The sequence below is a fragment of the Bordetella bronchialis genome, from assembly GCF_001676705.1.
Lineage (GTDB): Bacteria > Pseudomonadota > Gammaproteobacteria > Burkholderiales > Burkholderiaceae_B > Bordetella_C > Bordetella_C bronchialis.
The window spans coordinates 671581-697300 of sequence record NZ_CP016170.1; the positions used below are offsets into that span (position 1 = coordinate 671581).

Sequence of the window (25720 nt, forward strand, 5' to 3'; positions counted from 1 at the left end):
CGGCCGGCCCCAGCGGCGACATCCCAGGAACGCGCGTGCTTTCGGAATTCGACCTGATAGACCGGTATTTCAAGCGCGCCGCGCCGCGAGGCATGCTGGGCGTGGGCGACGACTGCGCGCTGTTCAGCGTACCCGCCGGCATGCAGGTGGCCACCAGTACGGACCTGCTGATCGAAGGCCGCCACTTCTTCCCGGATGCGGATCCGCGCGCGCTGGGACACAAATCCCTGGCCGTCAATGTATCGGACCTGGCGGCGATGGGCGCGAAGCCCATCGGCTGCCTGCTGGGCCTGGCCCTGCCGGAGGTACGCGAGCCGTGGCTGGCGGCCTTCGCCGAAGGCTTCCATGCTATGGCGCACACGGCCGGCTGCCCGCTGATCGGCGGCGACACCACCGGCAATCCCGGCGGGCTGGCCATCAGCGTCACGGTGTTCGGGGCGGTTCGTCCCGATGCCGCCTTGCGCCGTGACGGCGCGCGGCCGGGCGACGATATCTGGATATCCGGCGCGCTGGGGGATGCCGACATTGCCTATCGCCTGCTGAGCGGACAGATGCCGGCCGACGATGCCTTGCTGGCGCGTACGCGGACCGCCCTGGAATGGCCGCAGCCGCGCTTCGCGCTGGGGCAGGCCCTGGCCGGCATCGCCCGCTCGGCCATCGATATCTCCGACGGCCTGCTGCAGGACCTTGGCCATATCCTGCGGGCCAGCGGCGTCGGCGCCCGCCTGTACCTGGACGATCTTCCCGTCTCCGCGGCTTTGGCCGGCGTGGCGGCGGCGCGCGTGCGCCACGCCGTGCTGGCGGGCGGCGATGCCTATGAACTTTGCTTTACGGCGCCGGCCGACCGCGCCGACACCATCCGCGCGCTCGGCGCCCAGACCGGCATCGCCGTCACCCGTGTCGGCGCCATCGAAGCCGGGACAGGAATCTCGGTGCTGGACGCGAACGGTTCCCCCTTGCCCGATCTTCCGCGCGGCTTCGACCATTTCCGCTCCTCATGAATCACACCACGCCGGATCCCGAATCCGTTTCCATGCGGGCGCGCACGCGTGTCGCGTATCCCGCCTTCGCCTGGATCAGCCAGCGTCCCAGCCGCTTCGTGGCATTCGGCCTGGGCTCCGGCCTGATCCGGCCGGCGTCCGGCACCTGGGGCACGGTCCTGGCATGGCTGTTGTGGCAGCCCGCCGCCTACTGGCTGGGCGATGCGGTCCTGGGCCTGTTACTTGCTTTGGCGCTCGTGTACGGATGCTGGGCTTGCCACCGCGCCGGCCAGGAACTAAACGCGCCCGATCACGTCGGTATGGTGTGGGACGAGATGGTCGCCTTCTGGCTGGTGTTGTGGCTGGTGCCCGCGGGATGGCTGGCGCAGGTCTGCGCTTTCGTCCTGTTCCGGATTTTCGACATCGTCAAGCCGCCGCCGATTCGCTACTTTGATGCGCGCATGAAGAACGGTATCGGGGTGATGTGGGACGACTTGCTGGCGGCGGGATACACGCTGCTGGTCATGGCAATCGCAGTGCGTTTGGGAGCTTTTCAATGACGACGTTCGACAGCCACACAATCGCGCTTGCCGCCGCGCTGGGCAAGGAACTGAGCCGCCGCAACTGGATGATGGGCACCGCCGAATCCTGCACCGGCGGGCTGGTGGCCGGCGCCATCACCGCGGTGGCCGGCTCCAGCGCCTGGTTCGACCGCGGCTTCGTCACGTACAGCAACGAGGCCAAGGTCGTGGACCTTCAAGTCTCGCCCGACACGCTCAATCTCTATGGCGCGGTCAGCGAACCTGTCGCGCAGGAAATGGCCAACGGCGTGCTGCTGGAATCCCTGGCCTCGCATGTGGCGGTCTCCACCACCGGTATCGCCGGCCCGGAGGGCGGCACGCCCGGCAAGCCCGTCGGCATGGTGTGTTTCGGCTTCGCCGTGCGCGCCGGCAGCGGGATCACGACCCGCGCGGCCACCCATGTGTTCACCGGCGACCGCGCCCAGATCAGGGAGCAGGCGGTGGCGTTCGCGCTCTACGGCTTGCTCGAAACCCTGGGCGCCAAGGTCGGCGAACCCCTTCCCACCCTGGCCTGACCCCTAGCGCACCGCGTTGATCGCGTCGCGCATGTCCTTCGCCGCCTGCCCGGCGGCGTCGCGCCAATCCTTGCCGCTGGACGCGTACAGGATGGCGCGCGACGAACTGATCAACATGCCCGTGCCGGCCGCATTGCGCGCATTGGTCACGGTTGCCGTCACGTCGCCCCCTTGTGCCCCGATGCCGGGGATCAGAAGGGGCACGTCGTCTCCCACCCGCTTGCGCACGGCCGCCAGTTCGGCCGGATAGGTCGCGCCCACCACCAGGCCGCACTGGCCCTGGCTGTTCCATTTATCCGCCACCAGCCCCGCGATGTGCAGGTAGACCGGCTCGCCGCTGTCCGTCTTCAGGAATTGCAGATCCGAACCGCCGGGGTTGGAGGTGCGGCACAGGATGAATACGCCGCGGTCCGTCCAGCGCAGATAGGGCTCGATGGAGTCCAGGCCCATATAGGGGCTGACCGTTACGCAGTCGGCGTTGTAGCGTTCGAAGGCTTCGCGCGCGTACTGTTCGGCCGTCGAGCCGATGTCGCCGCGCTTGGCATCCAGGACGATGGTCCGCTCCGGATGGCGCGTGCGGATGTGCTCGCACAGCGCTTCCAGCTGGTCCTCCGCGCGAGCCGCCGCGAAATACGCGATCTGCGGCTTGAAGCTGCAGGCATAGGGTGCGGTGGCGTCGACGATATCGCGGCAGAACCGGAAGATGGCGTCGGGCTGGCCGTCCAGTTCGCGGGGCAGGCGTTGCACGTCCGGATCCAGTCCCACGGTCAGCAGCGATCCGGAGGCGCCCCAGGCGGCGTCGAGTTTTTCCTTGAAGTTCATCGTCAGTGAAGTTTTACGCGGCGCCGCGGTGGTCGCGGCTGGGTGCGCCAAGTGGCAGGCAAGAACGTGCACCGGGCGCCCCGGGGGGGCGATGGCGCATGCGGTGCCGGCTCATGGACATGACCGCGCAGTTTACCGCTTGAGATGGGCCGCGGCCGGGCACAGGCGTCCACCACACAGCGGTCCGCGGGATTCCGCCGCCATTCGCGGCGAAGTCATTGAACGAGCCGGACCACGCGCCATCGGAGCCGCCGCGCGCTTTTTTACCGTTCTGCCGTGACATAGTCTTACGTTTGACGTGTCAAAACGAAATTATTTGTCAATATAGGAAAGTGGACCAATAATCCGCTGCGCGTCCGTCCCCGCCGCTCCCGTGTCATCGGCGGCTGGCGGCGGCCGCCGATGGCCCTGCGCCATGCATAAAGGCAACGAAGCCATATCCCCGACGGCCATCGCCCGGCTTCCCTGAATCGCGTTTCCAACGTGGAGAACCCGCAATGCCCAGCAGTCTCGCGAAGTCCGGTTTTCTTGCGTCGCCTGTCGAAATTCCCGCACCGTTTAATCGCCGCGCCGTGCCGCCTCATCGAGTACGGACCTGCGTGGCCGCGCTGGCGATGGCGGTGTCGGCCCCTTCATTCGCGGGGAATGGCGGCGCTGGCGGTTCGTTCACCGTGTCAAGCCGCCCTTTCGGAGGCGCGGGAGGGACGAACGGTGATGCAAGCCAGGCCAACGGGCACGATGCGCCGTTCGTGGTTGGCGACACATCCAGGCGAGGCGGAGGTGGGGGCGCCACGAATATCACGACCGGATTCGGCGGTACCGGCGGCATGTCGGTCTTCAACAATAATCCCGTCGCTTTCCCTCCGGGCGCCACGGGCAGTGCAGGCGCGGTCGATATCTCTGTCGTAACGGGTGCAATCGCCGGCCAGGCGGGCACTCCCGCGGCCAGCGGGATGGCGTCCGCCAACGGCGGCGGCGGGGGCGGCGGGGGCGTCGGCGTAACCACGTCGAAGGATGTCGTCGTGACCGGCGGGGGCTCGGTCACCGGGGGCGTGGGTGGCGGCGTACCCATAGGCCCCAACTCCAGCGGTGGCGGCGGCGGCGGAGGCGCGGGTCTGTTCTCCACGGCGAACGTCACCGTGCAGTCCGGGGCGTCCATTACGGGGGGCGCGGGCGGTGCCGCCCGCCAGTTCGGCGGCGGTGGCGGCGGTGGCGTCGGCGTGGTGCTTGGCGGGACCGGTACGCTCGGCAATGCGGGTACGCTGACCGGCGGTGCGGGCGGCAATGCCGTGTCCGGCGCCATGTCCGCGGGCCAGGGCGGATCGGGCGGGGAAGGCGTCTGGATATCGGACGGCGGCACCTTGATGAACGCATCCACGGGCAAGATTGCCGGCGGCGCGGCTGCGTCCGTCACCTCGGGCGATCCGCAGTTCGCCCCGCCGGACGGTGGCGCGGGCGTCGTCGGGACCAATGCCACGGTCATCAACGCGGGCACTATCACGGCGGGTGTCCGTGCCGATGCGATCCGCTTCATCGGCGGCGTCAACTCCCTGGAATTGCAGGCCGGGTCGACCATCAACGGCAATGTCGTCGCTTTCAGCGCGGCCGATACCCTGAAGCTGGGGGGCAACGCGGACGCCAGCTTCGATCTGTCCGCGATCGGTGCGGGCGCGCAGTATCAAGGCTTCGGCCTTTTCGAGAAGACCGGCGGCAGCACCTGGACGTTGAACGGCACGTCGACCCAGGCGATGCCGTGGACCGTGGGGCAGGGCACGCTGGCCGTCGCCGGTTCCGTGGCGAATTCCTCTTTCCTGGTGAATGCGCCCGGTGCGCTGGCCGTGGATGGCACCGTCGCGGATTCGACGATCACGGCCAACGGCGGCACGGTGACGATCGCGGCATCCGGGTCGGTCACGAACACGCCGTTCGCGCTGAATGCCGGCGGCACCTTGAATATCGATGGCACCATCGCCGGCTCGGCCGTCACGATCGCCGGCGGAACGGTGAACCTGGCCGCTGGTGGATCGGCGATCAATTCGCCCTTCGCCGTCAACGGCGGCGGGCTGTTGGTGGCCAACGGCTCGGCCGGCACTTCGGCGGTCGTCGTCAATAGCGGCGGGACGTTGCGCGGCAGCGGCACCGTGGGGGCGACGACCGTCCGGAGCGGGGGCGTGATCGCACCGGGCAACAGCATCGGCACCCTGACCGTCAACGGTCCCTATGTGCAGGAAGCGGGCTCGGTGTATCAGGCGGAGGTCGACCCGACCTCCGCGGCGTCCGACCGCATCGCCGTCGCCGGCACGGCAACGATCCAGAACGGCGCCTCGATCGATGTCATCAAGACCACGCCGGCGCCCTTCGTGGCCGGGACGCGGTACACGGTACTGAGCGCCGCCGGCGGGGTGGCCGGCACCTTCAACGTGACGGGCGATACCAGCTTGAGCCCCTTCCTGAACCTGGTGGGGACCTACGACCCCGGCAATGCCTATCTGGAAGTGAAGCAAACGCGGGCGATCGGCGACGTGGCGACCACGCCCAACCAGGCGGCGGTCGCATCGGGCCTGGATTCCCTGCCGGCGGGCGCGGCCGCGGCCGTGCCGGTGGTCAACCAGCAGAGCGACGACGCGGCGCGCATGGCGCTGGACCAGTTGTCGGGCGAAATCCACGCGTCCGTGCAATCGGCGATGCTGGAGAGCAGCCGTTTCACGCGCGACGCGGTCACCGACCGTTTGACCGGCACCTTCACCTGCGCCGCGGGGGCGGCGGGCAAATCGGCGGAGGCAGGGGCCGGCGGGACGGCGCCGGGTACCGCGGGCCCGGGCAGCGCCACGGCATGCGGCGCGGCGCCGGGCCGTCCCGCCGGCTGGGCGCGCTTCTACGGCAACTGGGGGCATACGGACGGCGACGGCAACGCCAGCCGCCTCGGTACGTCCCTGGGCGGATTCTTCATTGGCGTGGACATGCCGGTCGCCGGCAATTGGCGGGCGGGCGTGCTGGCCGGCTACAGCCATGGAAGCTATCGCGTCAGCGGCGGGAATGCCTCCGCCGAGAGCGACGACTACCACCTGGGCGTGTATGGCGGCGCGCAGTGGGGCGCCCTGGGTTTTCGTTCGGGCGCGACCTATACCTGGCATGACATCGATGCCGATCGCAGCCTGGCGGTGCCGGGCTTCTCCGACCGGCTCAGCTCGAACTACCACGCCGGCACGGCGCAGGCGTTCGGTGAACTGGGCTACAAGCTGGGACTGGGCGAGCGTGCCAGTGTGGAGCCTTTCCTGAACCTGGCGTACGTGAACCAGCATGCCCAGGGCTTCACGGAGCGCGGCGGCGCCGATGCGCTGCGCGTGCGCAGCCAGGACATGGATACGGGATTCAGCACGCTGGGGCTGCGAGGCACGACGCACTTCACCTTCAACGGCACGGACTACCTGCTGAAGGCGATGGTGGGCTGGCGCTATGCCGTGGGCGACGTCCGGCCGGTTGCCACCGAGTCGTTCCAGGGCGGTTCGTCCTTCGACATTTCCGGGGTGCCCATCGCGCGCAACCAGGCGGTGGTGGACCTGGGTGTGGGCGTGCATATCACGCGCAACGCCACCATCAGCCTGTCGTACAACGGGCAGTTCGCGTCGCGCGTGAACAACCAGGGCGTATTGGGCGGCTTGAACATCGCCTTCTAGCTATCCCATGGTCGGGCGGCGCCGCCGCGCGCTAGAGCAGGAAGCGGCCCACCGCCACGGCGATCCAGATCGCCACGGTGAAAATCAAACACAGCAGCACGGCCGCGCTGCCCAGGTCCTTGGCGCGGCCCAGCAGGGGATGCATTTCCACCGAGAGCGCATCGGCCAGCGCCTCCACGGCGGAGTTCAGCAGTTCCGTCACCAGCACCATGATCACCGACATGATCAGGATGAAGACTTCCAGCACCGAGCGCCCCAGCCAGAAGGCGGCCGGGATCAGCAGGATGGCCAGCACCAGCTCCTGGCGGAAGGCCGCCTCATAGCGGATGGCGGCACGGAAGCCCTGCATCGAATAGCGCAGCGCATTGAAAATGCGGCGGAAGCCGCCGGTGCTCTTATAAGGCGAGTGCTGCGGTGTAGGGGTCATGGCGGATAGGATGGACCACTGGAAAAGGCGATGATGGAGCCGCGCGCCCGCCAGACAGGCAAGGCCGCGCGATCCGGGACGGTACCGCGGCGGGCCGTGGCGCGGCCCGCCGCAATGATAAGCAGAAACCCTAATTGTTTCATGTGGTCGCGGCGCGCAGTATGCAGTCAATTGGTAAGGCCACTTGACCGATCCGTATCGCTGTCCGCCTCATGCCGTTTCAAGCCATCGAACCGCGCCGCCTGTATCGCCAGATCGCCGATCAGTTGCGGGCCTTGATCGAACGGGGGGAATTCCCCGTCGGGACCCGCTTGCCGCCCGAGCGCGACCTGGCGCTGAAAATGGGCGTGTCGCGCCCGTCGGTGCGAGAGGCGCTGATCGCGCTGGAGGTCGAAGGCCTGGTGGAAGTCCGCATGGGCTCCGGCATCTACGTGCGGGCGCGTGGCGAGGACGCCGCGGCGGGCAGCGTGGTGGCGGAAAGCCCCTTGGATACCATCCTGGCGCGGCAGCTTATCGAAGGCGAACTCGCGGCGCAGGCCGCGCGCGTCATGACGGCCGCCGGTATCGGTGGCCTGCGCGAGGCGGTGGCGGTCATGCGGGAAGAGGCCGCGTCGGGCAACATCCCGGCGCGCGGCGACCGCCTGTTCCACGTGCGCATCGCCGAGGCCACGGAAAACTCCGTGCTGTTGCGCCTGGTGGGCGAGCTGTACGACGAACGCCACAACCCGCTGGCGGTGCAGTTGGGCAGTCATTTCGAGAACGCGGAAAGCTGGGAAGCCGCCATCGCGGAGCACGAGCGCGTCATCGACGCGATCCAGGCCGGCGATCCATCGGCGGCGCGCGCCGCGATGCGCGACCACATGGCGCGGTCGCACGACCGTTTCACCGCGCACTGGTCGCCGGCCGACGCGGCGTCGCCGGGCCGGCGCAGGGTGGCCACAAGGACCATGGACCGGAGTCCGCCATAGCGGATCCGCCCCGGAGGAGACAGCAATGAACGGCGGAAAACACATGCCGATGGATGGAGCGAAACCCATGCGTGGCCGAGGCGCGCGATGAGCCTGGCCTGCCGCATACACGGCGCCCGCGACCTGCGCCTGGAGGCCGACGAACCCGCGCCGCTGGCGGCGCACGAGGTCGAACTGCGCCTCGGGGCGGCCGGCATCTGCGGCTCGGACCTGCATTACTTCCTGCATGGCCGTGTCGGCGCCTTCGTCATCCGCGAGCCGCTCATCCCGGGCCATGAGGCCTCCGGCGTCGTGACGCGCGTGGGCGATGCCGTCACGCGCGTGGCGCCCGGCATGAAGGTGGCGATCAACCCCTCGCACCCTTGCGGGCGCTGCGATTACTGCCGCGCGGGCCGCGACAACCTGTGCAGCAATATGCGCTTCCTGGGCAGTGCCAGCGTCTATCCGCACGTGCAGGGCATGTTCCGCGAGCGCTTCGTGATGGGCGAGCGCCAGCTGACGCCGGTGCCCGAGGATATCTCGCTGGGCGAACTCGCCTGTGCGGAGCCGCTGTCCATCGGCCTGCACGGCGTTCGCCGCGCCGGCGAAATGATGGGCCGCACGGTGCTCGTTACCGGCGGCGGCACCATAGGCTGCATGACGGTGATCGCCGCCCGGCTGGCGGGCGCCGCCCGCATCGTCGTCTGCGATATTGCCGACCGTCCGCTGGAGATGGCGCGCACCGTGGGCGCGGACGCCACGGTGCGCGGCGATGCCGTGGACGCCCGCGAGCTGGCCGACATCGCCGATATTTCCATCGAGGCCGCGGGCAGCCCCGCGGCGCTGGCCACCTGCCTGGCGGCGACGCGGCGTGGCGGCCGCATCGTGCAGGTGGGCACCTTGCCCGGCGAAGGCCTGCATTTCCCCGCCAACAGCATCATGGCCCGCGAGCTCGACTATGTCGGGGCGTTCCGCGCGGGCCCCGAATTCGATTGGGCCGTGGCCTACCTGCGCGCCCGCAAGGTGGATGTCCGCCCCTTGATGAGCGCGCAATTGCCGCTGGACCAGGCCGTCGAGGCCTTCGAGCTGGCGGCCGACCGGACCCGCAGTACCAAGGTGCAACTCGTATGTGAATGACGTTCCATTGACCCGACAGGCGGCGCCGGAGAGCGCATCGATGTCCTGAAAAGAGAGAGGAGACACGACATGAAGCAAGGCCAGGCAGTCAAACTACTGTTCGCCGCCCTGGCGTTCGCCGTATCGGCGGGCGCGATGGCGCAGACCAAGCTGAAGTGGGCGCACGTCTACGAGACGTCCGAGCCCTTCCATACGGAATCCGTATGGGCGGCCCAGGAAATCGAAAAGCGCACCAACGGCCGCTATCACATCGATGTCTATCCGGCTTCGCAACTGGGCAAGGAAAACGACATCAACCAGGGCCTGACCCTGGGCACCGTCGACATGATCATCTCCGGCTCCAGCTTCGCGGCCAAGTCCTTCCCACGCATCGGGGTCACCTATTACCCCTATACCTTCCGCGACCCGCAGCACCTGCTGGCCTATACCAAGAGCGATATCTACCGGGAACTGTCGGACGGCTACGAGAAAAAGAGCGGCAACCACATCGTCGCCACCACCTACTACGGCACCCGCCAGACGACGTCCAACCGCCGCGTGCAGAAGTGCTCGGACATGCAGGGCCTGAAGATGCGCGTGCCGGACGTGCCGGCCTATCTGGCCATGCCACGCGCCTGCGGGGCCAATACCTCGCCCATCGCCTTCGCGGAGGTCTACCTGGCCCTGCAGAACGGCACGGTGGAAGCGCAGGAGAACCCCCTGACCACCATCGAGGCGAAAAAGTTCTACGAAGTGCAGAAGTACATCGCCCTGACCGGCCATATCGTCGACCACCTGAACACCATTATTTCCGGCCAGTTGTGGAAGAAGCTGTCGCCGGAGGACCGCAAGATCTTCAGCGAAGTCGCCCAGCAGGCCGCCGAACGCGCGTCCAGGCAGATCATCGCCCGCGAGCAGGAACTGGTGGAGGAGTTCAAGAAGAAGGGCATCACCGTGGATACCGTCAATGTCGCGGACTTCCGCGAGACGGTGCTGGAGAAAGTCCCCTTCAAGCAATACGGCTATGAAAAATCCGACTGGGAAAAGATCCAGGCCGTGAAGTAACGGAGGAACGCCCCATGGCCACCGATGCACACGTTTCGCCCGTTCGCGTCCCGTCCACGGAGCCGACGCAGCATGCGTCGTCCGTGGAGTCCATCGTCTCCAGCTTCGAGGAAGCCGATCACCAGCAGGTGGACCTGTCGGGCCATACCTTCGAGGACTGGCTCTGCCTGGGCCTGTTCTGGATCATGGCGCTGCTGGTCTTCCTGCAGTTCTTCACGCGCTATGTGCTGAACGACTCCTTCGCATGGACCGAGGAACTGGCCACCTACAGCCTGATCGGCGTGGTGTTCATCGGTGCCGCCATGTGCGTGCGCACCTGCCGGCATATCCAGGTCGACCTGCTGTACCGCTTCCTGCCGCATGCCGCGGGCCGGGTGCTGGCCACGCTGATCGACCTGGTGCGCACCGCGTTCTTCGCTTATGTCGCCTGGCTGGTGTGGCGCTACATCCAGCTGGTGGGCGACGAACCCATGACGACCATCGAATGGAACAAGTCCTATGTCTACTGGCTGGCGCTGTTCGGCTTCGTGCTGATGGCCGCGCGTTCGGTGCAGGTCACGGTGGTGAACTGGCGGCAGGGCTATTCCAATCTGGAACGGCCCGAGGCCTACGACAAACTGGATTGACGACCGGACAAGACTAGGGGCTGGACAATGTGGATATTGATCTGTGCATTCCTGCTGATGATGATCGTCGGCATGCCCGTGGCCGTCTCCATGGCGGGCGCCTCGCTGCTCTACCTGCTGGTCTCGGGCGACGTGCCCGACGTGGTGGTGGCGCAGCGCATGATCGCCGGCGTGGAGTCCTTTCCTTTGCTGGCCGTTCCTTTCTTCATCCTGGCCGGCAACCTGATGAACATCGCCGGCATCACGGGGCGCATCTATAACTTCGCCGTGGCGCTGGTGGGATGGATGCGCGGCGGGCTGGGCCATGTGAACATCGTCGGGTCCGTGGTATTTGCCGGCATGTCCGGCACGGCCATCGCCGACGCCGCGGGCCTGGGCACCATCGAAATCAAGGCGATGAAGGACCACGGCTACAAGACGGAATTCGCGGTGGGCGTCACGGCCGCGTCGGCGACGCTGGGGCCCATCATTCCGCCCTCGCTGCCCTTCGTGATCTACGGGATGATGGCCAATGTGTCCATCGGGTCCCTGTTCCTGGCCGGCGTGGTGCCGGGCGCCGTCCTGACGATCATGATGATGTTCACCGTGGCCTACTACGCCCGCAAGAACAACTGGGGCGGCGACGTGGGCTTCGACCTCAAGCGGCTGGGCGGCGCCACGCTGGAAGTTCTCATCGTGCTGGCGTTCCCGTTCTCGATCTGGCTGATGACGCGCTACGGGGTATCGACCAACTGGGCGGCGATCATCGCCTTTGTCGTGCTGCTGGCGCTGGACTGGCGCTTCAATTTCTCCGCCGTCATGGCGCTGATGGCGCCGGTGATCCTGATCGGCGGCATGACGCTGGGCTGGTTCACGCCTACCGAGGCGGCCGTGGCCGCGGTGGTGTGGGCCCTGTTCCTGGGCCTGGTGCGCTACCGCAGCATGACCCTGCGGCTGCTGGCCAAGGCCACGTTCGACACCATCGAGACCACCGCATCCGTGCTGTTCATCGTGACCGCGGCCTCGGTATTCGCCTGGCTGCTGACCACCACGCAGGCGGCGCAGGCGCTGACCGACGCCATCCTGAGCGTGACGCAAAGCAAGTGGGTCTTCCTGATGCTGGCCAATGTGCTGATCCTGGTGGTGGGCTGCTTCATCGACACCATCGCGGCCATTACCATCCTGGTCCCCATCCTGCTGCCCATCGTGTTGAAGCTGGGCATCGACCCCATCCATTTCGGCCTGATCATGACCCTGAACCTGATGATCGGCCTGTTGCACCCGCCCCTGGGCATGGTGCTGTTCGTGCTGGCGCGCGTGGCGCGGCTGTCGGTGGAGCGGACCACCATGGCGATCCTGCCGTGGCTGGTGCCGCTGTTCCTGGCGCTGATCGCGATTACCTACGTGCCCCAGATAACCTTGTGGTTGCCGCGTGCAGTGGGCATGGGCAACTGATTCTCGATCGGAGGCGGTAGCAATATGGGCCAGCGTTTGGCGGGTAAGTCGGCATTCGTGACGGCGGCGGGGCAGGGCATAGGCAGGGCAACGGCGGAAGCCTTCCTGCGCGAGGGCGCGCGCGTCATCGCCGCCGATATCAATCCCACAGGCCTGAGCGCGCTGGCCGAACTGCCCAACTGCACGGTGGTGGAACTGGATGTGACCGATGCGGCGGCGGTCGCCCGGGCGGTGGCGGATGCGGGCGCCGTCGACATCCTGTTCAACGGCGCGGGCTATGTGCATGCCGGCGGCATCCTGGAAGCGAAGGACGAGGACCTGAGCTTTGCCTTCGAGCTGAACGTGCGCGCCATGATGCGGCTGATCCAGGGCTTCCTGCCCGGCATGCTGGCCCGCGGCGGCGGCTCCATCATCAACATGGCGTCGGTGGCGGGCAGCGTCAAGGCCGTCCCCAACCGTTTCGTCTACAGCACCACCAAGGCCGCCGTGGTGGGCCTGACCAAATCCGTCGCCCTGGACTTCGTCGGCAAAGGCATCCGCTGCAACGCCATTTGCCCGGGTACCGTGGAGTCGCCGTCGCTGCGCGACCGCATCGCGGCGCAGGCCCGCCAGAACGGGCTATCGCCGCAAGAAGTCGAAGCGTCCTTCGTGGCGCGGCAACCCATGGGCCGGCTGGGTCGCGCCGAGGAAATCGCGGCGCTGGCGGTCTATCTGGCAAGCGATGAGTCGGCGTTCACCACGGGCACGACGCAGGTGATCGACGGCGGATGGTCTAATTGAAGAGCCCACCCCCCGAAGCGCTGCGCGCTTCCCCCCTCAAGGGGGGCGACGCCTGCGGACCGGCGGAGCCGGATCCGCGGCGTCCCGGATGGGGGGCACCTGTTTTTTGCGGAGGCAGAGGCTATCCCGAAGCGCTGCGCGCTTCTCCCTCAAGGGGGTCCCGGATCGGGGGCAGCTGTTGTAGGCGATGGACTTACTGGATTCATAGACGAGGAAATGCGATGAAGCTGATGCGTTACGGTGCCAAGGGCGCCGAGAAACCCGCGATCCTGGACCGCGATGGCAAGGTGCGCGATTTGTCGGGCGTGGTGCCCGACATTACGGCGGACCTGCTTACGCCGCAGGGGCTGGCGCCGTTGGCCAAGGTGGATGCGGCCAGCCTGCCGGTGGTCGCGGAGCCCGGCCGTATCGCGCCGCCCTGGCGCGGCATGGGCAAGTTCATCTGCATCGGGCTGAACTATGCGGACCATGCGGCCGAGTCGGGGCTGCCGATTCCGGCCGAGCCCGTGATCTTCATGAAGCCGACCAGCTGCGTCATCGGCTGCAACGATCCCGTCGTGCTGCCGCAGGGTTCCGTGAAGAGCGATTGGGAAGTGGAGCTGGGCGTGGTGATCGGCGCGCGCGCCCGCTATGTTTCCGAGGCGGACGCGCTGAAGCATGTGGCGGGGTACTGCATCGTCAACGATGTGTCCGAACGCGAATACCAGATCGAGCGCGGCGGCACCTGGGACAAGGGCAAGGGCTGCGACACCTTCGGGCCCGTAGGTCCCTGGCTGGTCACCACCGACGAAATCGCCGATCCGCAGAACCTGGGGATGTGGCTGGACGTCAACGGCAAGCGCATGCAGACCGGCAGCACGCGCACCATGATCTTCAATGTGGCGCAGGTAGTCAGCTATGTCAGCCGCTTCATGACACTGTACCCGGGCGACCTCATCAGTACCGGCACGCCGCCGGGCGTGGGCCTGGGCATGAAGCCGCCCGTCTACCTGAAGGACGGCGACGAGATGCGCCTGGGTGTCGATGGGCTGGGCGAGCAGCGTCAGGCCGTCCATGCCTGGAATCCGGAACTGATCGACGGCTGAGCCGGCCGCGCCGGGTGGGAGAAGCAAGTGAGCGCCATCGATAATCCCGTCATCCGCATCCATGCGGCCGACAATGTCGTCATCGCGCGGCGGCAGCTGCTGGGCGGCACCCGCCTGCCGGCGGAGGACGTCACCGTCGTCGGCCTGATCCCGCCCGGCCACAAGATCGCCGTGCGAGACATTCCGGCCGGCTCGCCCGTGCGCCGCTACAACCAGATCATCGGCGTGGCGCGGCAGGACATCGCCGCCGGCCAGCACGTCCACACGCACAATATGGAATTCAGCGAATTCCAGCGCGACTATGCGGCCGGCCGCGATGCCCATCCCACGGACTATGTCGCGTCCCCGGCCACCTTCCAGGGCATCGTGCGCCCGGACGGCCGGGTGGCCACGCGCAACTACATCGGCGTGCTGACCTCGGTGAACTGCTCGGCCACGGTCGCGCGCGCCATCGCGGACCATTTCCGCCGCGACATCAATCCCCGCGCGCTGGAAGCCTATCCCAATGTGGACGGCGTGGTGGCCCTGACCCACGGTGCCGGCTGTGCCACCAGCAGCGAAGGCGAGCCGCTCAAAGTCCTGCGCCGCACGCTGGGCGGCTATGCGCGGCACCCCAACTTCGCCGGCCTGATGCTGGTCGGCCTGGGTTGCGAAACCAACCAGATCGGCGGCCTGATGGAGCAGGAAGGCCTGCAGCAAAGCCGCCAGTTGCAGACCTTCAACATCCAGGACACCGGTGGCACGCGCAAGACCGTCGCGCGCGGCATCGAGCTGGTCGAGTGGATGCTGGAAGAGGCCAATCGTGCCGCGCGTACGCCCGTGCCCGCCAGCCACATTACCGTGGGCCTGCAGTGCGGCGGCTCCGACGGCTACTCCGGCATCAGCGCCAATCCCGCGCTGGGTGCCGCGGTCGACCTGCTGGTGCGCCATGGCGGCACGGCGATTCTTTCCGAGACGCCGGAAATCTACGGGGGCGAGCACCTGCTGACGCGGCGCGCGGTGTCGCCGGCGGTGGCGGAAAAGCTGGTCGCGCGCCTGCGCTGGTGGGAAGACTATTGCCGCCGCAATCATGCCGAGATGGACAACAACCCCTCGGCCGGCAACAAGGCGGGCGGCCTGACCACCATCCTGGAAAAATCCCTGGGCGCCATCGCCAAGAGCGGCACCACCAACCTGGTCGACGTCTATGAATATGCCGAGCCGGTTACCGCGCGCGGCCTGGTCTTCATGGACACGCCGGGCTACGACCCGGTCTCGGCCACGGGGCAGGTCGCCGGCGGCGCCAACCTGATCTGTTTCACCACGGGGCGGGGCTCGGCCTATGGCTGCGCGCCGGCGCCCTCGTTGAAGCTGTCGACCAACACGGCCCTGTGGGAGCGCCAGGAAGACGACATCGACATCGATTGCGGCGCCATCGTCGAGGGCCGCGCCACCGTGCAGGAAATGGGGCAGCGTATTTTCGAGTTGATGCTGGAGACCGCGTCGGGCCGCACCACCAAGAGCGAGGCCCACGGCTATGGCCAGAACGAGTTCGTGCCCTGGCAATTGGGCGCCGTGATGTAGCCACGAGGAGAAGGACGCTCCCATGAAAATCACATCCGCCCGCGTCATCGTCTGCAGCCCGGGCCGCAACTTCGTCACCCTGAAGATCGAGACGGACGAAGGCCTGGCCGGTATCGGCGACGCCACCCTGAACGGCCGCGAACTGGCCGTCGCCAGCTACCTGGCCGATCACGTCATTCCTTGCCTGATCGGCCGCGACGCGCACCAGATCGAGGATATCTGGCAGTTCCTGTACCGCGGCGCCTATTGGCGCAAGGGGCCGGTCACCATGACGGCCATCGCCGCCGTCGATACCGCCTTGTGGGACATCAAGGCCAAGGCCGCCAATCTGCCGTTGTACCAATTGCTGGGCGGCAAGAGCCGCACCGGGGTCATGGTCTACGGCCATGCCAACGGCCGCGACATCGAGGAAACCGCCGACGAGGTCCTGCGCTATCGCGAGATGGGCTACCGGGCCATCCGCGCCCAGAGCGGCGTGCCGGGCCTGCAATCCGTCTACGGCGTGGGGCGGGGCCGCATGTTCTACGAGCCGGCCGATGCCACGCTGCCTTCCGAGCATGACTGGTCCACCGAGAAATACCTGGACCACACGCCCAGGCTGTTCGAAAAGATACGCGAGGCCGTCGGCTGGGATGTGCACCTGCTGCATGACGTGCACCATCGGCTGACCCCCATCGAGGCCGCCCGCCTGGGCAAGTCGCTGGAGCCCTACCGCATGTTCTGGATCGAGGATCCCACTCCCGCGGAGAACCAGGAGGCCTTTCGCCTGATCCGCCAGCATACGGTGACCCCGCTGGCCGTGGGCGAGATCTTCAACACGGTGTGGGACTGCAAGGACCTGATCCAGAACCAGCTGATCGACTATATCCGCGCCACCGTCGTCCACGCCGGCGGCATCACGCACTTGCGGCGCATCGCCGATCTGGCCGCGCTGTACCAGGTGCGCACCGGCTGCCATGGCGCCACCGACCTGTCGCCCGTGTGCATGGGCGCCGCGCTGCACTTCGATATCTCGGTGCCCAACTTCGGCGTGCAGGAATACATGCGCCATACGGAAGAAACCGACGCTGTCTTCCCGCATGCCTATTCCTTCGAGGACGGCATGATGATGCCGGGCGACGTGCCCGGCCATGGCGTGGACATCGACGAAGCCCTGGCCGGAAAGTACCCCTACCAGCGCGCCTATCTGCCGGTGAACCGGCTTGCCCACGACGGAACGCTATGGAATTGGTAGAACCCGCCATGCGCTATTGCGACGCCGATGCGCTGGCCGATTGGGGCGCCGCCTGCCTGCGCGCGCATGACGTACCGGAAGAAGACGCGGCGCGCGTCGCGCGCAGCCTGGTGCAGACCAGTCTGTGGGGCATCGATTCGCACGGCATCGCGCGGCTGCCGCACTATTTGAACCGGCTGGCGCATGGATCCATCCTGGCCCGCCCCGTCGTGACCGTCTCCCGCTCGGGCGTCGCCACCGCGCAGGTGGACGGCGGCCAGGGGCTGGGCATCGTCGTGTCGCATCGCGCCAACCGCGCGGCCATGGACATCGCCGCGGAATGCGGCGTGGGCGCCGTCGGTGTCCACAATTCATCCCACTGCGGCGCCATCGGCCTGTACACGCGCGACGTGGCGCGGGAAGGCATGGTGGGCATCGCCTTTACCCATTCCGATTCAATCGCCGCGCCGTTCGGCGGGCACGCGCCTTTCCTGGGGACCAATCCCATCTCCATCGCCTTTCCGCGCGCGGACGGCGAGCCGGTCTGCCTGGATATGGCCACGACCTCGATCCCGTGGAATCGCGTGATGAACGCCCGGCGCGAGGGCACGCCCCTGCCCGCCGGCGTGGCCGTGGACGATCGCGGCGCCGACGCCCGCGATGCCGGCGCGGCGCGCGCGCTGCGGCCGCTGGGCGGGCCGGATTACGGCCACAAGGGCTACGCGCTGGCGCTGATGATCGAGCTGCTGTGCGGACCGCTGAACGGCAATCCCTACGGACCGCATATCTCGCCGATGTACGAGAAATTGGAGCTGCCCCGCCGCCTGGGCGCCTTCTTCGTCGTCATCGACCCCGCGCGTTTTCCGGGCGGGCCGACGCTGGCGGCGACGGTGGAACAGATGGCGCGGGAGCTCGCGCAACAGCCGGGCCAGCCGCGCATGCCGGGCGACCCGGAACGCGAGGCCGCCGCGCGGCGGCGTGTGCAGGGGATCCCGCTGGAGCCCGGGCTATGGGCCGAGATGAGCGCATGGAGCGAGCGCCTGCGCGTGCCCATGCCGGCGGCCCGCCGGGGCGACCAGGCCCAGGCGGCTCAGTAGTTGCGCTGCCGCGGCAACGCGGCCAGCGCATGCCGCAATTGGCCGATCTGCGTGGTCGTCTGCCGCATGACCCAATCCGGGCCCTGCATGGCGGGAGAGGGCGGTTCCGTCGGTGCGGGCGGCACTTCGGTATCCGGCACCGGGGTATCCAGCACCGAGGTATCGCCGGCCCGCAAGGCGCGCGCGATCGTCAGCAGCGCCCGCCGCATGGCCTGGCCCTGGCTGTCGCGGAACGCGCGCGACATCGCCAGCTGGTCTTCCTGCGTGGCGTTCAGCCGGGCGCTGGAGATCATCTCCAACGATGCCACGATGGCGCGGTGATGGTGCTGGATGTCTTCCAGCAGCGCCATGGTGACGTTCATTTCCTTGGCGGCCGACGGCATCAGGCCGCGGATGGCGATGGACCGCTTGCTGAGATCGGCGAAGGTGGCGCTGCGCGCTTCCGCCGTCAGTGGCGTCTCGCGCTGCAGCCGGCGGATCAGGCGTTGCGCGCGCCGCAGGTTCAGCGCCAGGTTGTAGCGCCACGAATAGCTGGCATTCAGGGGCAGCGCGAACGAAAACGCCAGCGCAACGGCAATGCCGATACACACCTGCAGCGTGCGCCACAGCCCGGTGGTCACGGAATCGTCGCCCTGGCCGCCCACGATGATCATCGTGATGGCGGTCAGCAGCGCCAGGTAGCCGCCGCGGCCGATGGCGTGATAGGCGCACAGGCCAGCGATCAGCGCCATGACGCCGAAGGTCAGCGGCCGCGACCCCACCCATTCGTCCAGCACGATCAGCAACAACCCGGCCACCGCGCCCAGCAGTGTGCCCAGGCCGCGCTCCATCGCCTTCTTGCGTATGTTGCCGTGGTGCTGCAGGCCGCCGATCACCGCCAACAGGGAAACGCTGGCCCATACGCCATGCGGCAGGTCCAGCCCCTGGGACAGTACCAGGGTGGTCAGCAGCGCCAGCGCGACCCGTACGCCGTGCAGGGCCCGCGCATGCCGGTAGCGCTGGTAGGGCGAGCGCAGATGGCGCAGCCCGATGACCACGCGGCGCAGGGGATCGCGCACATGGAAAAGCGCGGCGGCTACCGTTGAATGGCGGGGGGCGGCGGACGTTTCCGTATCCATCGGCGGACGGACTCCAGCGGTGGCGGGGCGCACAGGTTAGCGCGAAAACCGCCGCCGTGCGCGGGCGGCGGGACCCGGCCGGCGCCGGCGTGCCGCCCGATCGTGCGGATCGCCGGCCCGGGCGCGGCTGGCATCGCGCGGCCGTCGTCGCGCTAGCTCGCGCGCGGCCCCTGGCTCGATTCCTTGCCGTGGTCGCGGTCATAGCCGTATTCGCTGTCGTACTCGCCGTTCCGGTGGCCATCACCGACCGCCGCGCCCGGCTCCCGGTCCGGTTGGCCGGCGCGTGCGCGTTCGGCGGCAGCCGGGCCTTCGGGCTCGCCCGTATCCCCGGGTAGCGCGCCGTTCAAGTACAAGGCGTATTGGCGCGTGAAGATCGCACCGAAGAAGAATATCTGCGCCGAGTAATAGATCCACAGCAGCAGCGCCACGACCGATCCCGCCGCGCCGTAGGCCGACGCCACGGCGCCGCGCCCCAGGTACAGGCCGATGCCCCACTTGCCCAGGAGGAACAGGGCCGCCGTCACGATCGCGCCGGGCAGCACGTGCTTCCAGGGGATCACCGCATTGGGCAGCAGCTTGTAGATCACCGCGAACAGCGCCGCCACCACCGCGAAGGAAAACACCCCGGACAGTACCTCGGCGAACATGGCGAAGGCGGAGTTGGTCCATAGCTCGCCGTAGTAATCGTGCGCCGCGCTCAGGGCGGCGTTCACGGTCAGCGAGACCAGCAGGAACAAGGCCAGCACCAGCACCAGCCCGAAGGACAGCAGGCGGCTGCGCACCATGCCATGCACGCCGCTGCGGCGCTTGCCGCGCACGTCCCACAACTCGTCCAGGCTTTCCTTGAGTTCGGCGAAGGCGGTGGTCGCGCTGAATATCAGCACGGCGATGGACATCACGGTGGCCACCAGCCCGCTGCCGGACTCGTGCGCGCTGGCCAGGACGATCTGGATGACTTCCGCGCCGCGGTCGCCCATCAGGTCGCGCAGTTGGCCGACCAGCTCCGAGCGCACCGCCTGTTCGCCGAAGAAGGCGCCCGCCACCGCGATCACCAGGATCAGCATGGGGGCCAGCGAAAAGATGGTGTACAGCGCCAGCGCCGCGCCCTTGCTGGACGCGCGGTGCTCGGACCACTGCTTGCCGGATGCGACCAGCAGCCGCAGCAGTACGGACGGCCGGGTCCGGAGACGTGACAGATAGGACATATGCGAACCCGCCATCTTGAATATTGATAACCGTGTGCGCCCTGGATAACCCCGTGCGCCGCGCGATGTCCGCGTGGGCGAGCCGCAGCAATCGTTGTTCCCGTGCCCGGGGGCTCGCGGGGCGGACCGCAGCAGACCTTACCAGCTGCCTCGCCGCCCTACAAATCGCCCGCTCCGTCGTCCCGTCGGCACCGATAGGGGAATACCCGCCTTGCCGCATTCCGTCCGTGGTCAATAATATTGGCGCCAATTTAGATTGCATGTTTCACCCCCGAGCGCCTCATGCCCCAAGACTCCTCTCCCACCGACAGCGCCAGCCTGGCGCGCGCCCTGTATGACCTGGGGCCCGGCATCGTCTACGCCTCGCGGCGCGATCCGCGCTTCTCCTATTGCACCTACGTTCCCCCGCATATCGCCCAGGCGCGGCGGGCCATGCAACTGGTCGTCATCGTGCACGGCACGGGCCGCGCCTTCGTCGAGTACCGCGATGCCTTCGCGGAGTTCGCCCGCTGGAATGACTGCATCGTGCTGTGCCCGCTCTTTCCCGCCGGCGTGCTGGGCGATGGCAACCGCGATGGCTTCAAGCACCTGCGCGAAGGCGAGATCCGCTACGACGACGTGCTGCTCGACATGGTGGGCGAGGTAGCGGACAAATACGGCTGCGACTTCGGCCGCTTCATGCTGTTCGGTTATTCGGGCGGCGGGCAGTTCGTCAACCGCTTCGCCCTTTTGCATCCGGAACGCCTGCGCGCCGTCTCCATCGGCGCCCCGGGCTCCGTGACGCTGCTGGACGCCGACAAGGACTGGTGGGTGGGGACGCGCGACATGGCTGCCCGCTATGGCAAGGCGCTGGACCTGGATGCCTTGCGGCGCGTCGCCGTGCACATGGTGGTGGGCAAGGCCGACCTGGAGACCTGGGAAATCACGCACCAGCCCGGCGGCAAGTACTACATGCCGGGCTGCAACGACGCCGGCCGCACGCGGCCGGAGCGCCTGGCGGCGCTGAAGCGGTCTTTCGAGGCCGCCGGCGTGGCGGTGGAAATGGATGTGGTCGACAACGTGCCGCACGACGGCATGAAAGTGGTGGGCGTGGTCCAGGACTTTTTCGCCAAGGTGCTGCGGCGGGACCGCGGCGAGTCATGATGATCGCCAGGCCGCGCGCGTGCGACGGACGTGCCGGACGGTGCGCGGCGGCGCCGGGCCGCGCCGGCCGCGGCGGCGCCTGCCCTGATGGCCAAGGACGGATACCATGCTGCGTTTCGCGCTGACCCGTATCGCGATGACCTTGCCCACGCTGCTGATCGTGGCGGTCGCGGTATTCGTGATGATCCGCCTGATACCCGGCGATCCCGCGCAACTGATGCTGGGGGACCTGGCCGACCCCGCCAGCCTGGCGGATCTGCGCGCCCGCCTGGGCTTGGATCAGCCCTGGCTGGTCCAGTTCGGCATCTGGTTCCGCAACATGCTGCATGGCGACCTGGGCGTCTCCATTACGACCGGGCAGCACGTCCTGGGACTGGTGTGGGAACGCTTCCTGGTCAGCGCCCAGGTCGTGCTGGCCGCGGTGCTGTTCGCCAGCCTGGTGGCGGTGCCGGCCGGCATGATCGCCGCCTGGAAGCAGAATGCGCTGCCGGATGTGATGCTGGTCGGCGGCGCGACGCTGCTGGTTTCCATCCCGACGTTCTGGGGCGGACTGCTCCTGCTGCTGCTGTTCGGCGTCAAGCTGCAGTGGCTGCCGGTGGTCGGCTATGTGTCCATTTCCAGCGATTGGCAGGCGGGCTTGCTTTACCTGGTCCTGCCGGTGCTGACGCTGTTCCTGCACGAGATCGGCGTCATCATGCGCATGGCGCGCGCCAGTACGCTCGAAGTACTGCGGCTCGACTACATCACCCACGCGCGCGCCAAGGGACTGTCCGAGCGCACGGTGCTGATGCGGCATGCCTTCAAGAATGCCTTCGGCCCGACCTGGACCCTGATCGGCCTGGTGCTGGGCAATCTGCTGGGTGGTATCGCCGTGGTGGAAACCGTCTTTACCATCCCCGGCCTGGGCCGGCTGCTGGTGGATTCCATCTTCGGCCGGGATTACCCGGTGATCCAGGGCTGCCTGCTGTTCGTGGCGGCGATCTACGTGGTCGTCAATCTGATTGTCGACCTGTGCTATCCCTTCTTCGATCCCAGGGTGACCGTCGAATGAAAAAACGCATGGCAGCCAATGCGCTGGTGGGCGGCGTTCTGGTGGGCATCGTCGTCGTCGCGGCCATCGTCGGCGTCGCATGGACGCCCCACGATCCCCTCAAGATCAACTTCCTGGCGCGGCTGCGGGCGCCGGGCGGAGCCTTCCTGCTGGGCACCGACGAGTTCGGCCGCGACGAGCTGTCGCGCCTGATGGCCGGGGCCTCGGCCAGCGTGTGGATCAGCCTGCTGACGGTGGCCTTCGCGCTGGCCGCGGGCACCTGCGTAGGGCTGCTTACCGGTTTCGTGCGGGGGTGGACCGACCGCATCGTCATGGCTTTCAACAATGCATTGCTGGCGTTCCCCGGCCTGCTGCTGGCGCTGGGCCTGCTGGCCGTGGTGGGCGCGAACAAGTACGGCATCATCCTGGCCCTGGGCCTGGCCTATACGCCCTCGGTTACCCGTATCGTGCGCGGCACCGTGCTGTCGTTGCGCGAACGGGAGTTCATCGAGGCGTCCCGGGTGCTGGGCAATTCCGAGCTCTACACCATGGCGCGCCATGTATTGCCCAACTGCGTGGCGCCATTGACGGTGCTGGCCACGTCGATGTTCGGCTGGGTCGTACTGGCGGAAAGCGCCTTGTCCTTCCTGGGCCTGGGGGTTCCGCCGCCAGCGCCGACCTGGGGCAATATGCTGTCGGCGGCGCGGCCCTTCCTGTCGCAGGCCCCGTATCTGTCCATCCTGCCCGGGCTGTGCATCGCGCTGACGCTGCTCGGCATCAACCTGCTGGGCGATGCGGTGCGCGACCGCCTGGATCCGCGCATGCGGGGCATGCAATGAGCGCCGGCAATCCAGCCCTGGTCAGCGTGCAAGGGCTGACGCTGGCCGTGGGGCAGGGCGGCCGCGAAATCGTGCGCGACGTGTCCTTCGACATCGCGCCCGGCGAGATGGTGGGCATCGTCGGCGAATCGGGCAGCGGCAAGACGCAGGCGGCCCGCGCCATCCTGGGCCTGACGCCGCCGCCCCTGGTGCGCGTCGGCGGCCGTATCGCGGTAGAGGGAACCGATATCGCGCGCGCCACGCCGGCCGCGCTGCGGCGCCTGCGCGGCGCCCGCATCGGCATGGTGTTCCAGGAACCCATGACCTCGCTCAACCCCTCCATGACGATAGGCCGCCAGCTGGAAGAGGGCCTGGCCCTGCATCGCCGCGACCTGGGTGCCGCCGAGCGCCGCCGGCGCATCCTGGACATGCTGGCGCGGGTGGGCCTGCGCGACCCGGAGGCCGCGCTCAGCGCATGGCCGCATGAGTTTTCCGGCGGCATGCGGCAGCGCATGATGCTGGCCTCGGTCATGCTGCTGGCGCCCGCGCTGCTGGTGGCCGACGAGCCCACCACCGCGCTGGACGCCGTGGTGCAGCGCGACGTACTGGAATTGATGGTGGGCCTGACGCGCGAGCATGGCACCGCCGTTCTCATGATCAGCCACGACCTGCCCATGGTGGCGCGCTACACCGAACGCGTGATCGTCATGTCGCAAGGCGAAATCGTCGAAAGCGGCGCCACCGCGGACCTGCTGGCCCGCCCGCGGCATCCCTACACCCGCAAGCTGCTGCAGGCCATGCCGCGCCGCATGCCGGCCCGCCTGCCGCCGCGCGAACCGCCCCTGGTGGAAGTGCGCCAGCTGGTGGTGGATTACGCCGGGCGCCAGCGCCTGTTCAAGCGCACCGCGGCCAAGCGCGCCCTGCACGGCATCTCGCTGGCGGTGCATCCGCGCGAGGTCGTGGCCGTGGTCGGCGGTTCGGGTTCCGGCAAGACCACGCTGGGGCGCGCCATCGCGGGACTGGTCGCGCCGTCCGAAGGGCAGATCCTGTTCCGCGGCCAGCCCGTCGCGCGCGGCCACGCCAGCTGGAACGATTACCGGCTGAACTGCCAGATGGTGTTCCAGGACCCGTATTCGTCGCTGGACCCGCGCATGACCATCGCGCAATTGGTGGGCGAGGCGCTGCGCCTGGTGCCCGGCCTGACCGCCGCCGACAAGGACCGCCGCGTGCGCGAGGCCCTGGACGAAGTGGGCCTGTCGGGGGAATATGGCGTGCGCTATCCGCATGAGCTGTCCGGCGGCCAGCGCCAGCGGGTCGCCATCGCCCGCGCCCTGGTGCGCCGGCCATCCTTCGTCATCGCCGACGAACCGGTTTCCGCGCTGGACGTAACGGTGCGCGCCCAGGTCCTGGACCTGTTCGCCGACCTGCAGCGCAAGCACGGCTTCAGTTGCCTGTTCATCAGCCACGACCTGGGCGTGGTGGAGCAGGTCGCCGATCGCGTGATCGTCATGCAGGATGGCGCCATCGTGGAGCAGGGCAGCCGCGACCACATCTTCGACTCGCCCACGCAGGACTATACGCGGCGCCTGCTGGCGGCCATTCCCATGCTGGTCTCCAGCGACAGCGGCGGCGTGCGCCTGAAATGGCGCTTCGCCGATGCGCCGCCGGCGACCGCGGCCGCGTGATCCCCGGCGGACCGGGCTGTGCCGTGCGCGCGGGCCGCGTGCCGGCGCCTTCCCTTGCTCGCGCCTGTGAAGCCCCGGGCAAATTTCATAAAATTCCGCCAGACCTCAATCACGGAATCCCATCATGCCGAAGACGGCAGCCTCCACCGCACCGGCGTCACTGGCCGACCAACTGGCGCGGGACATCCAGTCCGGCGTATTCGGCGCCGGCGCCTGGCTCAAGCAGATCGACTTGCAGGAACGCTATGGCGCCAAGCGCCTGGACGTGCGGCGGGCGCTGGACCACCTGACGCAGAAGCGCGTCATCGAGCATGTGCCCAATCGGGGCTATCACGTCCACGCCATCGACGAGCGGCGCCAGAACCACATCCGCGATATCCGCGCCATGCTGGAAGTGGGCGCTGCCGCCGACCTGATGCCCCAGGTCACCGATGCCAAGGTCGCCCAGCTGCGCGCCATGGCCGAACGCTTCGAACAGCTGGTCCTGACCGGCACGCTGCTGCAGCAGTACGAAGTCAACCTGCAATTCCACGAAACGCTGTACGACATGTGCGTCAACCGCGAGCTGGTGGCGCTGATCCAGGATATGCGCAGCCGCGCCGTCGCCGCGCCGGCTACGCAATGGATGACGCGCGCCCGCATCGAGAAATCCGTGCGCGAACACTTCGACATCGTCGCGGCGCTGCAGGCGCGCGACGTCAAGCGCCTGCAGAAGATCATCCGCGAACACGTCATGCAGACCATGCCCTGACGGGCACGGCTCCTTACCCGCGGCGCCGATGCCTGGGGAAAA

At 67.9% G+C, this 25720-nt stretch carries 23 protein-coding genes; 19 read left to right on the forward strand and 4 right to left on the reverse strand.

Annotated features, from left to right (window positions below; all coding sequences use genetic code 11):
- Positions 1-35 precede the first annotated feature (35 nt).
- The 3 genes from thiL to BAU06_RS02885 are packed head-to-tail and all read left to right on the forward strand — an operon-like array spanning position 36 to position 2076.
- Positions 36-1001, forward strand: a complete 966-nt coding sequence (gene thiL / locus BAU06_RS02875) for a thiamine-phosphate kinase (protein ID WP_066344101.1) — start codon at positions 36-38, stop codon at positions 999-1001.
- On the forward strand, positions 998-1540 hold the full coding sequence (locus tag BAU06_RS02880) for a phosphatidylglycerophosphatase A family protein (protein WP_415834896.1): 543 nt from the start codon (positions 998-1000) through the stop codon (positions 1538-1540). Before thiL ends, BAU06_RS02880 begins: the two co-directional genes overlap by 4 nt.
- Positions 1537-2076: a CinA family protein gene (locus tag BAU06_RS02885; protein WP_066344103.1), complete on the forward strand. Its 540-nt coding sequence runs from the start codon at positions 1537-1539 to the stop codon at positions 2074-2076. The genes BAU06_RS02880 and BAU06_RS02885 overlap by 4 nt, the downstream gene beginning before the upstream one ends.
- A gap of 3 nt (positions 2077-2079) precedes the next feature.
- On the opposite strand, the gene pyrF is transcribed toward BAU06_RS02885, so the two are convergent.
- Positions 2080-2898 carry an orotidine-5'-phosphate decarboxylase gene (gene pyrF, locus BAU06_RS02890; RefSeq protein ID WP_066344104.1) on the reverse strand — a complete coding sequence of 273 codons (819 nt, stop codon included), beginning with the start codon at positions 2896-2898 and terminating at the stop codon, positions 2080-2082.
- Positions 2899-3851: 953 nt separating this feature from the next.
- On the opposite strand from pyrF, the gene BAU06_RS02895 reads away from it, so the two are divergent.
- Positions 3852-6575 carry an autotransporter outer membrane beta-barrel domain-containing protein gene (locus BAU06_RS02895; RefSeq protein ID WP_066344111.1) on the forward strand — a complete coding sequence of 908 codons (2724 nt, stop codon included), beginning with the start codon at positions 3852-3854 and terminating at the stop codon, positions 6573-6575.
- A 31-nt stretch (positions 6576-6606) separates the two neighbouring features.
- On the opposite strand, the gene BAU06_RS02900 is transcribed toward BAU06_RS02895, so the two are convergent.
- Positions 6607-7002, reverse strand: a complete 396-nt coding sequence (locus BAU06_RS02900) for a diacylglycerol kinase (RefSeq protein WP_066344113.1) — start codon at positions 7000-7002, stop codon at positions 6607-6609.
- A gap of 212 nt (positions 7003-7214) precedes the next feature.
- Here BAU06_RS02900 and BAU06_RS02905 point away from each other — a divergent pair, with 212 nt between their 5' ends.
- The 10 genes from BAU06_RS02905 (at position 7215) to BAU06_RS02950 (ending at position 17928) form a co-directional block, all read left to right on the forward strand.
- Positions 7215-7970: a FadR/GntR family transcriptional regulator gene (locus BAU06_RS02905; protein ID WP_066344116.1), complete on the forward strand. Its 756-nt coding sequence runs from the start codon at positions 7215-7217 to the stop codon at positions 7968-7970.
- Between the two features lie 87 nt (positions 7971-8057).
- Positions 8058-9086: an L-idonate 5-dehydrogenase gene (locus BAU06_RS02910; RefSeq protein WP_066344118.1), complete on the forward strand. Its 1029-nt coding sequence runs from the start codon at positions 8058-8060 to the stop codon at positions 9084-9086.
- 69 nt (positions 9087-9155) lie between these two features.
- Positions 9156-10130, forward strand: coding sequence for a sialic acid TRAP transporter substrate-binding protein SiaP (locus tag BAU06_RS02915; protein WP_066344120.1), 975 nt, complete (start codon positions 9156-9158; stop codon positions 10128-10130).
- Positions 10131-10144: 14 nt separating this feature from the next.
- On the forward strand, positions 10145-10756 hold the full coding sequence (locus BAU06_RS02920; RefSeq protein ID WP_082993499.1) for a TRAP transporter small permease: 612 nt from the start codon (positions 10145-10147) through the stop codon (positions 10754-10756).
- A 27-nt stretch (positions 10757-10783) separates the two neighbouring features.
- Positions 10784-12190 carry a TRAP transporter large permease gene (locus BAU06_RS02925; RefSeq protein WP_066344121.1) on the forward strand — a complete coding sequence of 469 codons (1407 nt, stop codon included), beginning with the start codon at positions 10784-10786 and terminating at the stop codon, positions 12188-12190.
- A gap of 24 nt (positions 12191-12214) precedes the next feature.
- Entirely contained in the window at positions 12215-12970 is a 756-nt protein-coding gene (locus tag BAU06_RS02930; RefSeq protein ID WP_066344123.1) for an SDR family oxidoreductase, read from the forward strand.
- Positions 12971-13191: 221 nt separating this feature from the next.
- A complete protein-coding gene (locus tag BAU06_RS02935; RefSeq protein ID WP_066344125.1) occupies positions 13192-14055 on the forward strand; it encodes a fumarylacetoacetate hydrolase family protein in 864 nt (287 codons plus the stop codon).
- 27 nt (positions 14056-14082) lie between these two features.
- Positions 14083-15618, forward strand: a complete 1536-nt coding sequence (locus BAU06_RS02940; RefSeq protein ID WP_066344129.1) for a UxaA family hydrolase — start codon at positions 14083-14085, stop codon at positions 15616-15618.
- 22 nt (positions 15619-15640) lie between these two features.
- Complete coding sequence (gene manD / locus BAU06_RS02945) at positions 15641-16852, forward strand: D-mannonate dehydratase ManD (RefSeq protein WP_066344131.1); 1212 nt, start codon at positions 15641-15643, stop codon at positions 16850-16852.
- Entirely contained in the window at positions 16840-17928 is a 1089-nt protein-coding gene (locus tag BAU06_RS02950) for an Ldh family oxidoreductase (protein ID WP_231933982.1), read from the forward strand. The genes manD and BAU06_RS02950 overlap by 13 nt, the downstream gene beginning before the upstream one ends.
- Here the strand turns inward: BAU06_RS02950 and BAU06_RS02955 are convergent.
- Positions 17922-19046 (reverse strand): FUSC family protein, encoded by a 1125-nt coding sequence (locus tag BAU06_RS02955; RefSeq protein ID WP_082993500.1) that lies wholly within the window; start codon positions 19044-19046, stop codon positions 17922-17924. The two genes, BAU06_RS02950 and BAU06_RS02955, sit on opposite strands and share 7 nt — an antisense overlap.
- Before the next feature lie 152 nt (positions 19047-19198).
- Complete coding sequence (locus BAU06_RS02960; RefSeq protein WP_082993836.1) at positions 19199-20251, reverse strand: YihY/virulence factor BrkB family protein; 1053 nt, start codon at positions 20249-20251, stop codon at positions 19199-19201.
- Between the two features lie 282 nt (positions 20252-20533).
- On the opposite strand from BAU06_RS02960, the gene BAU06_RS02965 reads away from it, so the two are divergent.
- The 5 genes from BAU06_RS02965 to BAU06_RS02985 all read left to right on the forward strand — a co-directional run bounded on the left by BAU06_RS02965 (position 20534) and on the right by BAU06_RS02985 (position 25678).
- On the forward strand, positions 20534-21394 hold the full coding sequence (locus BAU06_RS02965) for an alpha/beta hydrolase family protein (RefSeq protein ID WP_066344132.1): 861 nt from the start codon (positions 20534-20536) through the stop codon (positions 21392-21394).
- Positions 21395-21500: 106 nt separating this feature from the next.
- Entirely contained in the window at positions 21501-22445 is a 945-nt protein-coding gene (locus tag BAU06_RS02970) for an ABC transporter permease (protein WP_066344134.1), read from the forward strand.
- Positions 22442-23263, forward strand: a complete 822-nt coding sequence (locus BAU06_RS02975; protein ID WP_066344136.1) for an ABC transporter permease — start codon at positions 22442-22444, stop codon at positions 23261-23263. Before BAU06_RS02970 ends, BAU06_RS02975 begins: the two co-directional genes overlap by 4 nt.
- Entirely contained in the window at positions 23260-24927 is a 1668-nt protein-coding gene (locus tag BAU06_RS02980) for an ABC transporter ATP-binding protein (protein ID WP_066344138.1), read from the forward strand. Before BAU06_RS02975 ends, BAU06_RS02980 begins: the two co-directional genes overlap by 4 nt.
- A gap of 124 nt (positions 24928-25051) precedes the next feature.
- A complete protein-coding gene (locus BAU06_RS02985; protein ID WP_066344139.1) occupies positions 25052-25678 on the forward strand; it encodes a GntR family transcriptional regulator in 627 nt (208 codons plus the stop codon).
- The last annotated feature ends 42 nt before the right edge of the window (positions 25679-25720 follow it).

What these genes read in the sequence shown, in the direction of transcription:
- BAU06_RS02975 (WP_066344136.1), top strand. Translation starts at nt 22,442, where the DNA reads ATGAAAAAACGCATGGCAGCCAATGCGCTGGTGGGCGGCGTTCTGGTG.
- BAU06_RS02925 (WP_066344121.1), top strand. Translation starts at nt 10,784, where the DNA reads ATGTGGATATTGATCTGTGCATTCCTGCTGATGATGATCGTCGGCATG.
- BAU06_RS02965 (WP_066344132.1), top strand. Translation starts at nt 20,534, where the DNA reads ATGCCCCAAGACTCCTCTCCCACCGACAGCGCCAGCCTGGCGCGCGCC.
- BAU06_RS02885 (WP_066344103.1), top strand. Translation starts at nt 1,537, where the DNA reads ATGACGACGTTCGACAGCCACACAATCGCGCTTGCCGCCGCGCTGGGC.
- BAU06_RS02930 (WP_066344123.1), top strand. Translation starts at nt 12,215, where the DNA reads ATGGGCCAGCGTTTGGCGGGTAAGTCGGCATTCGTGACGGCGGCGGGG.
- BAU06_RS02950 (WP_231933982.1), top strand. Translation starts at nt 16,840, where the DNA reads ATGGAATTGGTAGAACCCGCCATGCGCTATTGCGACGCCGATGCGCTG.
- BAU06_RS02960 (WP_082993836.1), bottom strand. Translation starts at nt 20,251, where the DNA reads ATGTCCTATCTGTCACGTCTCCGGACCCGGCCGTCCGTACTGCTGCGG.
- BAU06_RS02900 (WP_066344113.1), bottom strand. Translation starts at nt 7,002, where the DNA reads ATGACCCCTACACCGCAGCACTCGCCTTATAAGAGCACCGGCGGCTTC.
- BAU06_RS02880 (WP_415834896.1), top strand. Translation starts at nt 998, where the DNA reads ATGAATCACACCACGCCGGATCCCGAATCCGTTTCCATGCGGGCGCGC.
- BAU06_RS02970 (WP_066344134.1), top strand. Translation starts at nt 21,501, where the DNA reads ATGCTGCGTTTCGCGCTGACCCGTATCGCGATGACCTTGCCCACGCTG.
- pyrF (WP_066344104.1), bottom strand. Translation starts at nt 2,898, where the DNA reads ATGAACTTCAAGGAAAAACTCGACGCCGCCTGGGGCGCCTCCGGATCG.
- BAU06_RS02955 (WP_082993500.1), bottom strand. Translation starts at nt 19,046, where the DNA reads ATGGATACGGAAACGTCCGCCGCCCCCCGCCATTCAACGGTAGCCGCC.
- BAU06_RS02980 (WP_066344138.1), top strand. Translation starts at nt 23,260, where the DNA reads ATGAGCGCCGGCAATCCAGCCCTGGTCAGCGTGCAAGGGCTGACGCTG.
- BAU06_RS02895 (WP_066344111.1), top strand. Translation starts at nt 3,852, where the DNA reads ATGGCGTCCGCCAACGGCGGCGGCGGGGGCGGCGGGGGCGTCGGCGTA.
- BAU06_RS02915 (WP_066344120.1), top strand. Translation starts at nt 9,156, where the DNA reads ATGAAGCAAGGCCAGGCAGTCAAACTACTGTTCGCCGCCCTGGCGTTC.
- manD (WP_066344131.1), top strand. Translation starts at nt 15,641, where the DNA reads ATGAAAATCACATCCGCCCGCGTCATCGTCTGCAGCCCGGGCCGCAAC.
- BAU06_RS02905 (WP_066344116.1), top strand. Translation starts at nt 7,215, where the DNA reads ATGCCGTTTCAAGCCATCGAACCGCGCCGCCTGTATCGCCAGATCGCC.
- BAU06_RS02920 (WP_082993499.1), top strand. Translation starts at nt 10,145, where the DNA reads ATGGCCACCGATGCACACGTTTCGCCCGTTCGCGTCCCGTCCACGGAG.
- BAU06_RS02935 (WP_066344125.1), top strand. Translation starts at nt 13,192, where the DNA reads ATGAAGCTGATGCGTTACGGTGCCAAGGGCGCCGAGAAACCCGCGATC.
- BAU06_RS02910 (WP_066344118.1), top strand. Translation starts at nt 8,058, where the DNA reads ATGAGCCTGGCCTGCCGCATACACGGCGCCCGCGACCTGCGCCTGGAG.
- BAU06_RS02985 (WP_066344139.1), top strand. Translation starts at nt 25,052, where the DNA reads ATGCCGAAGACGGCAGCCTCCACCGCACCGGCGTCACTGGCCGACCAA.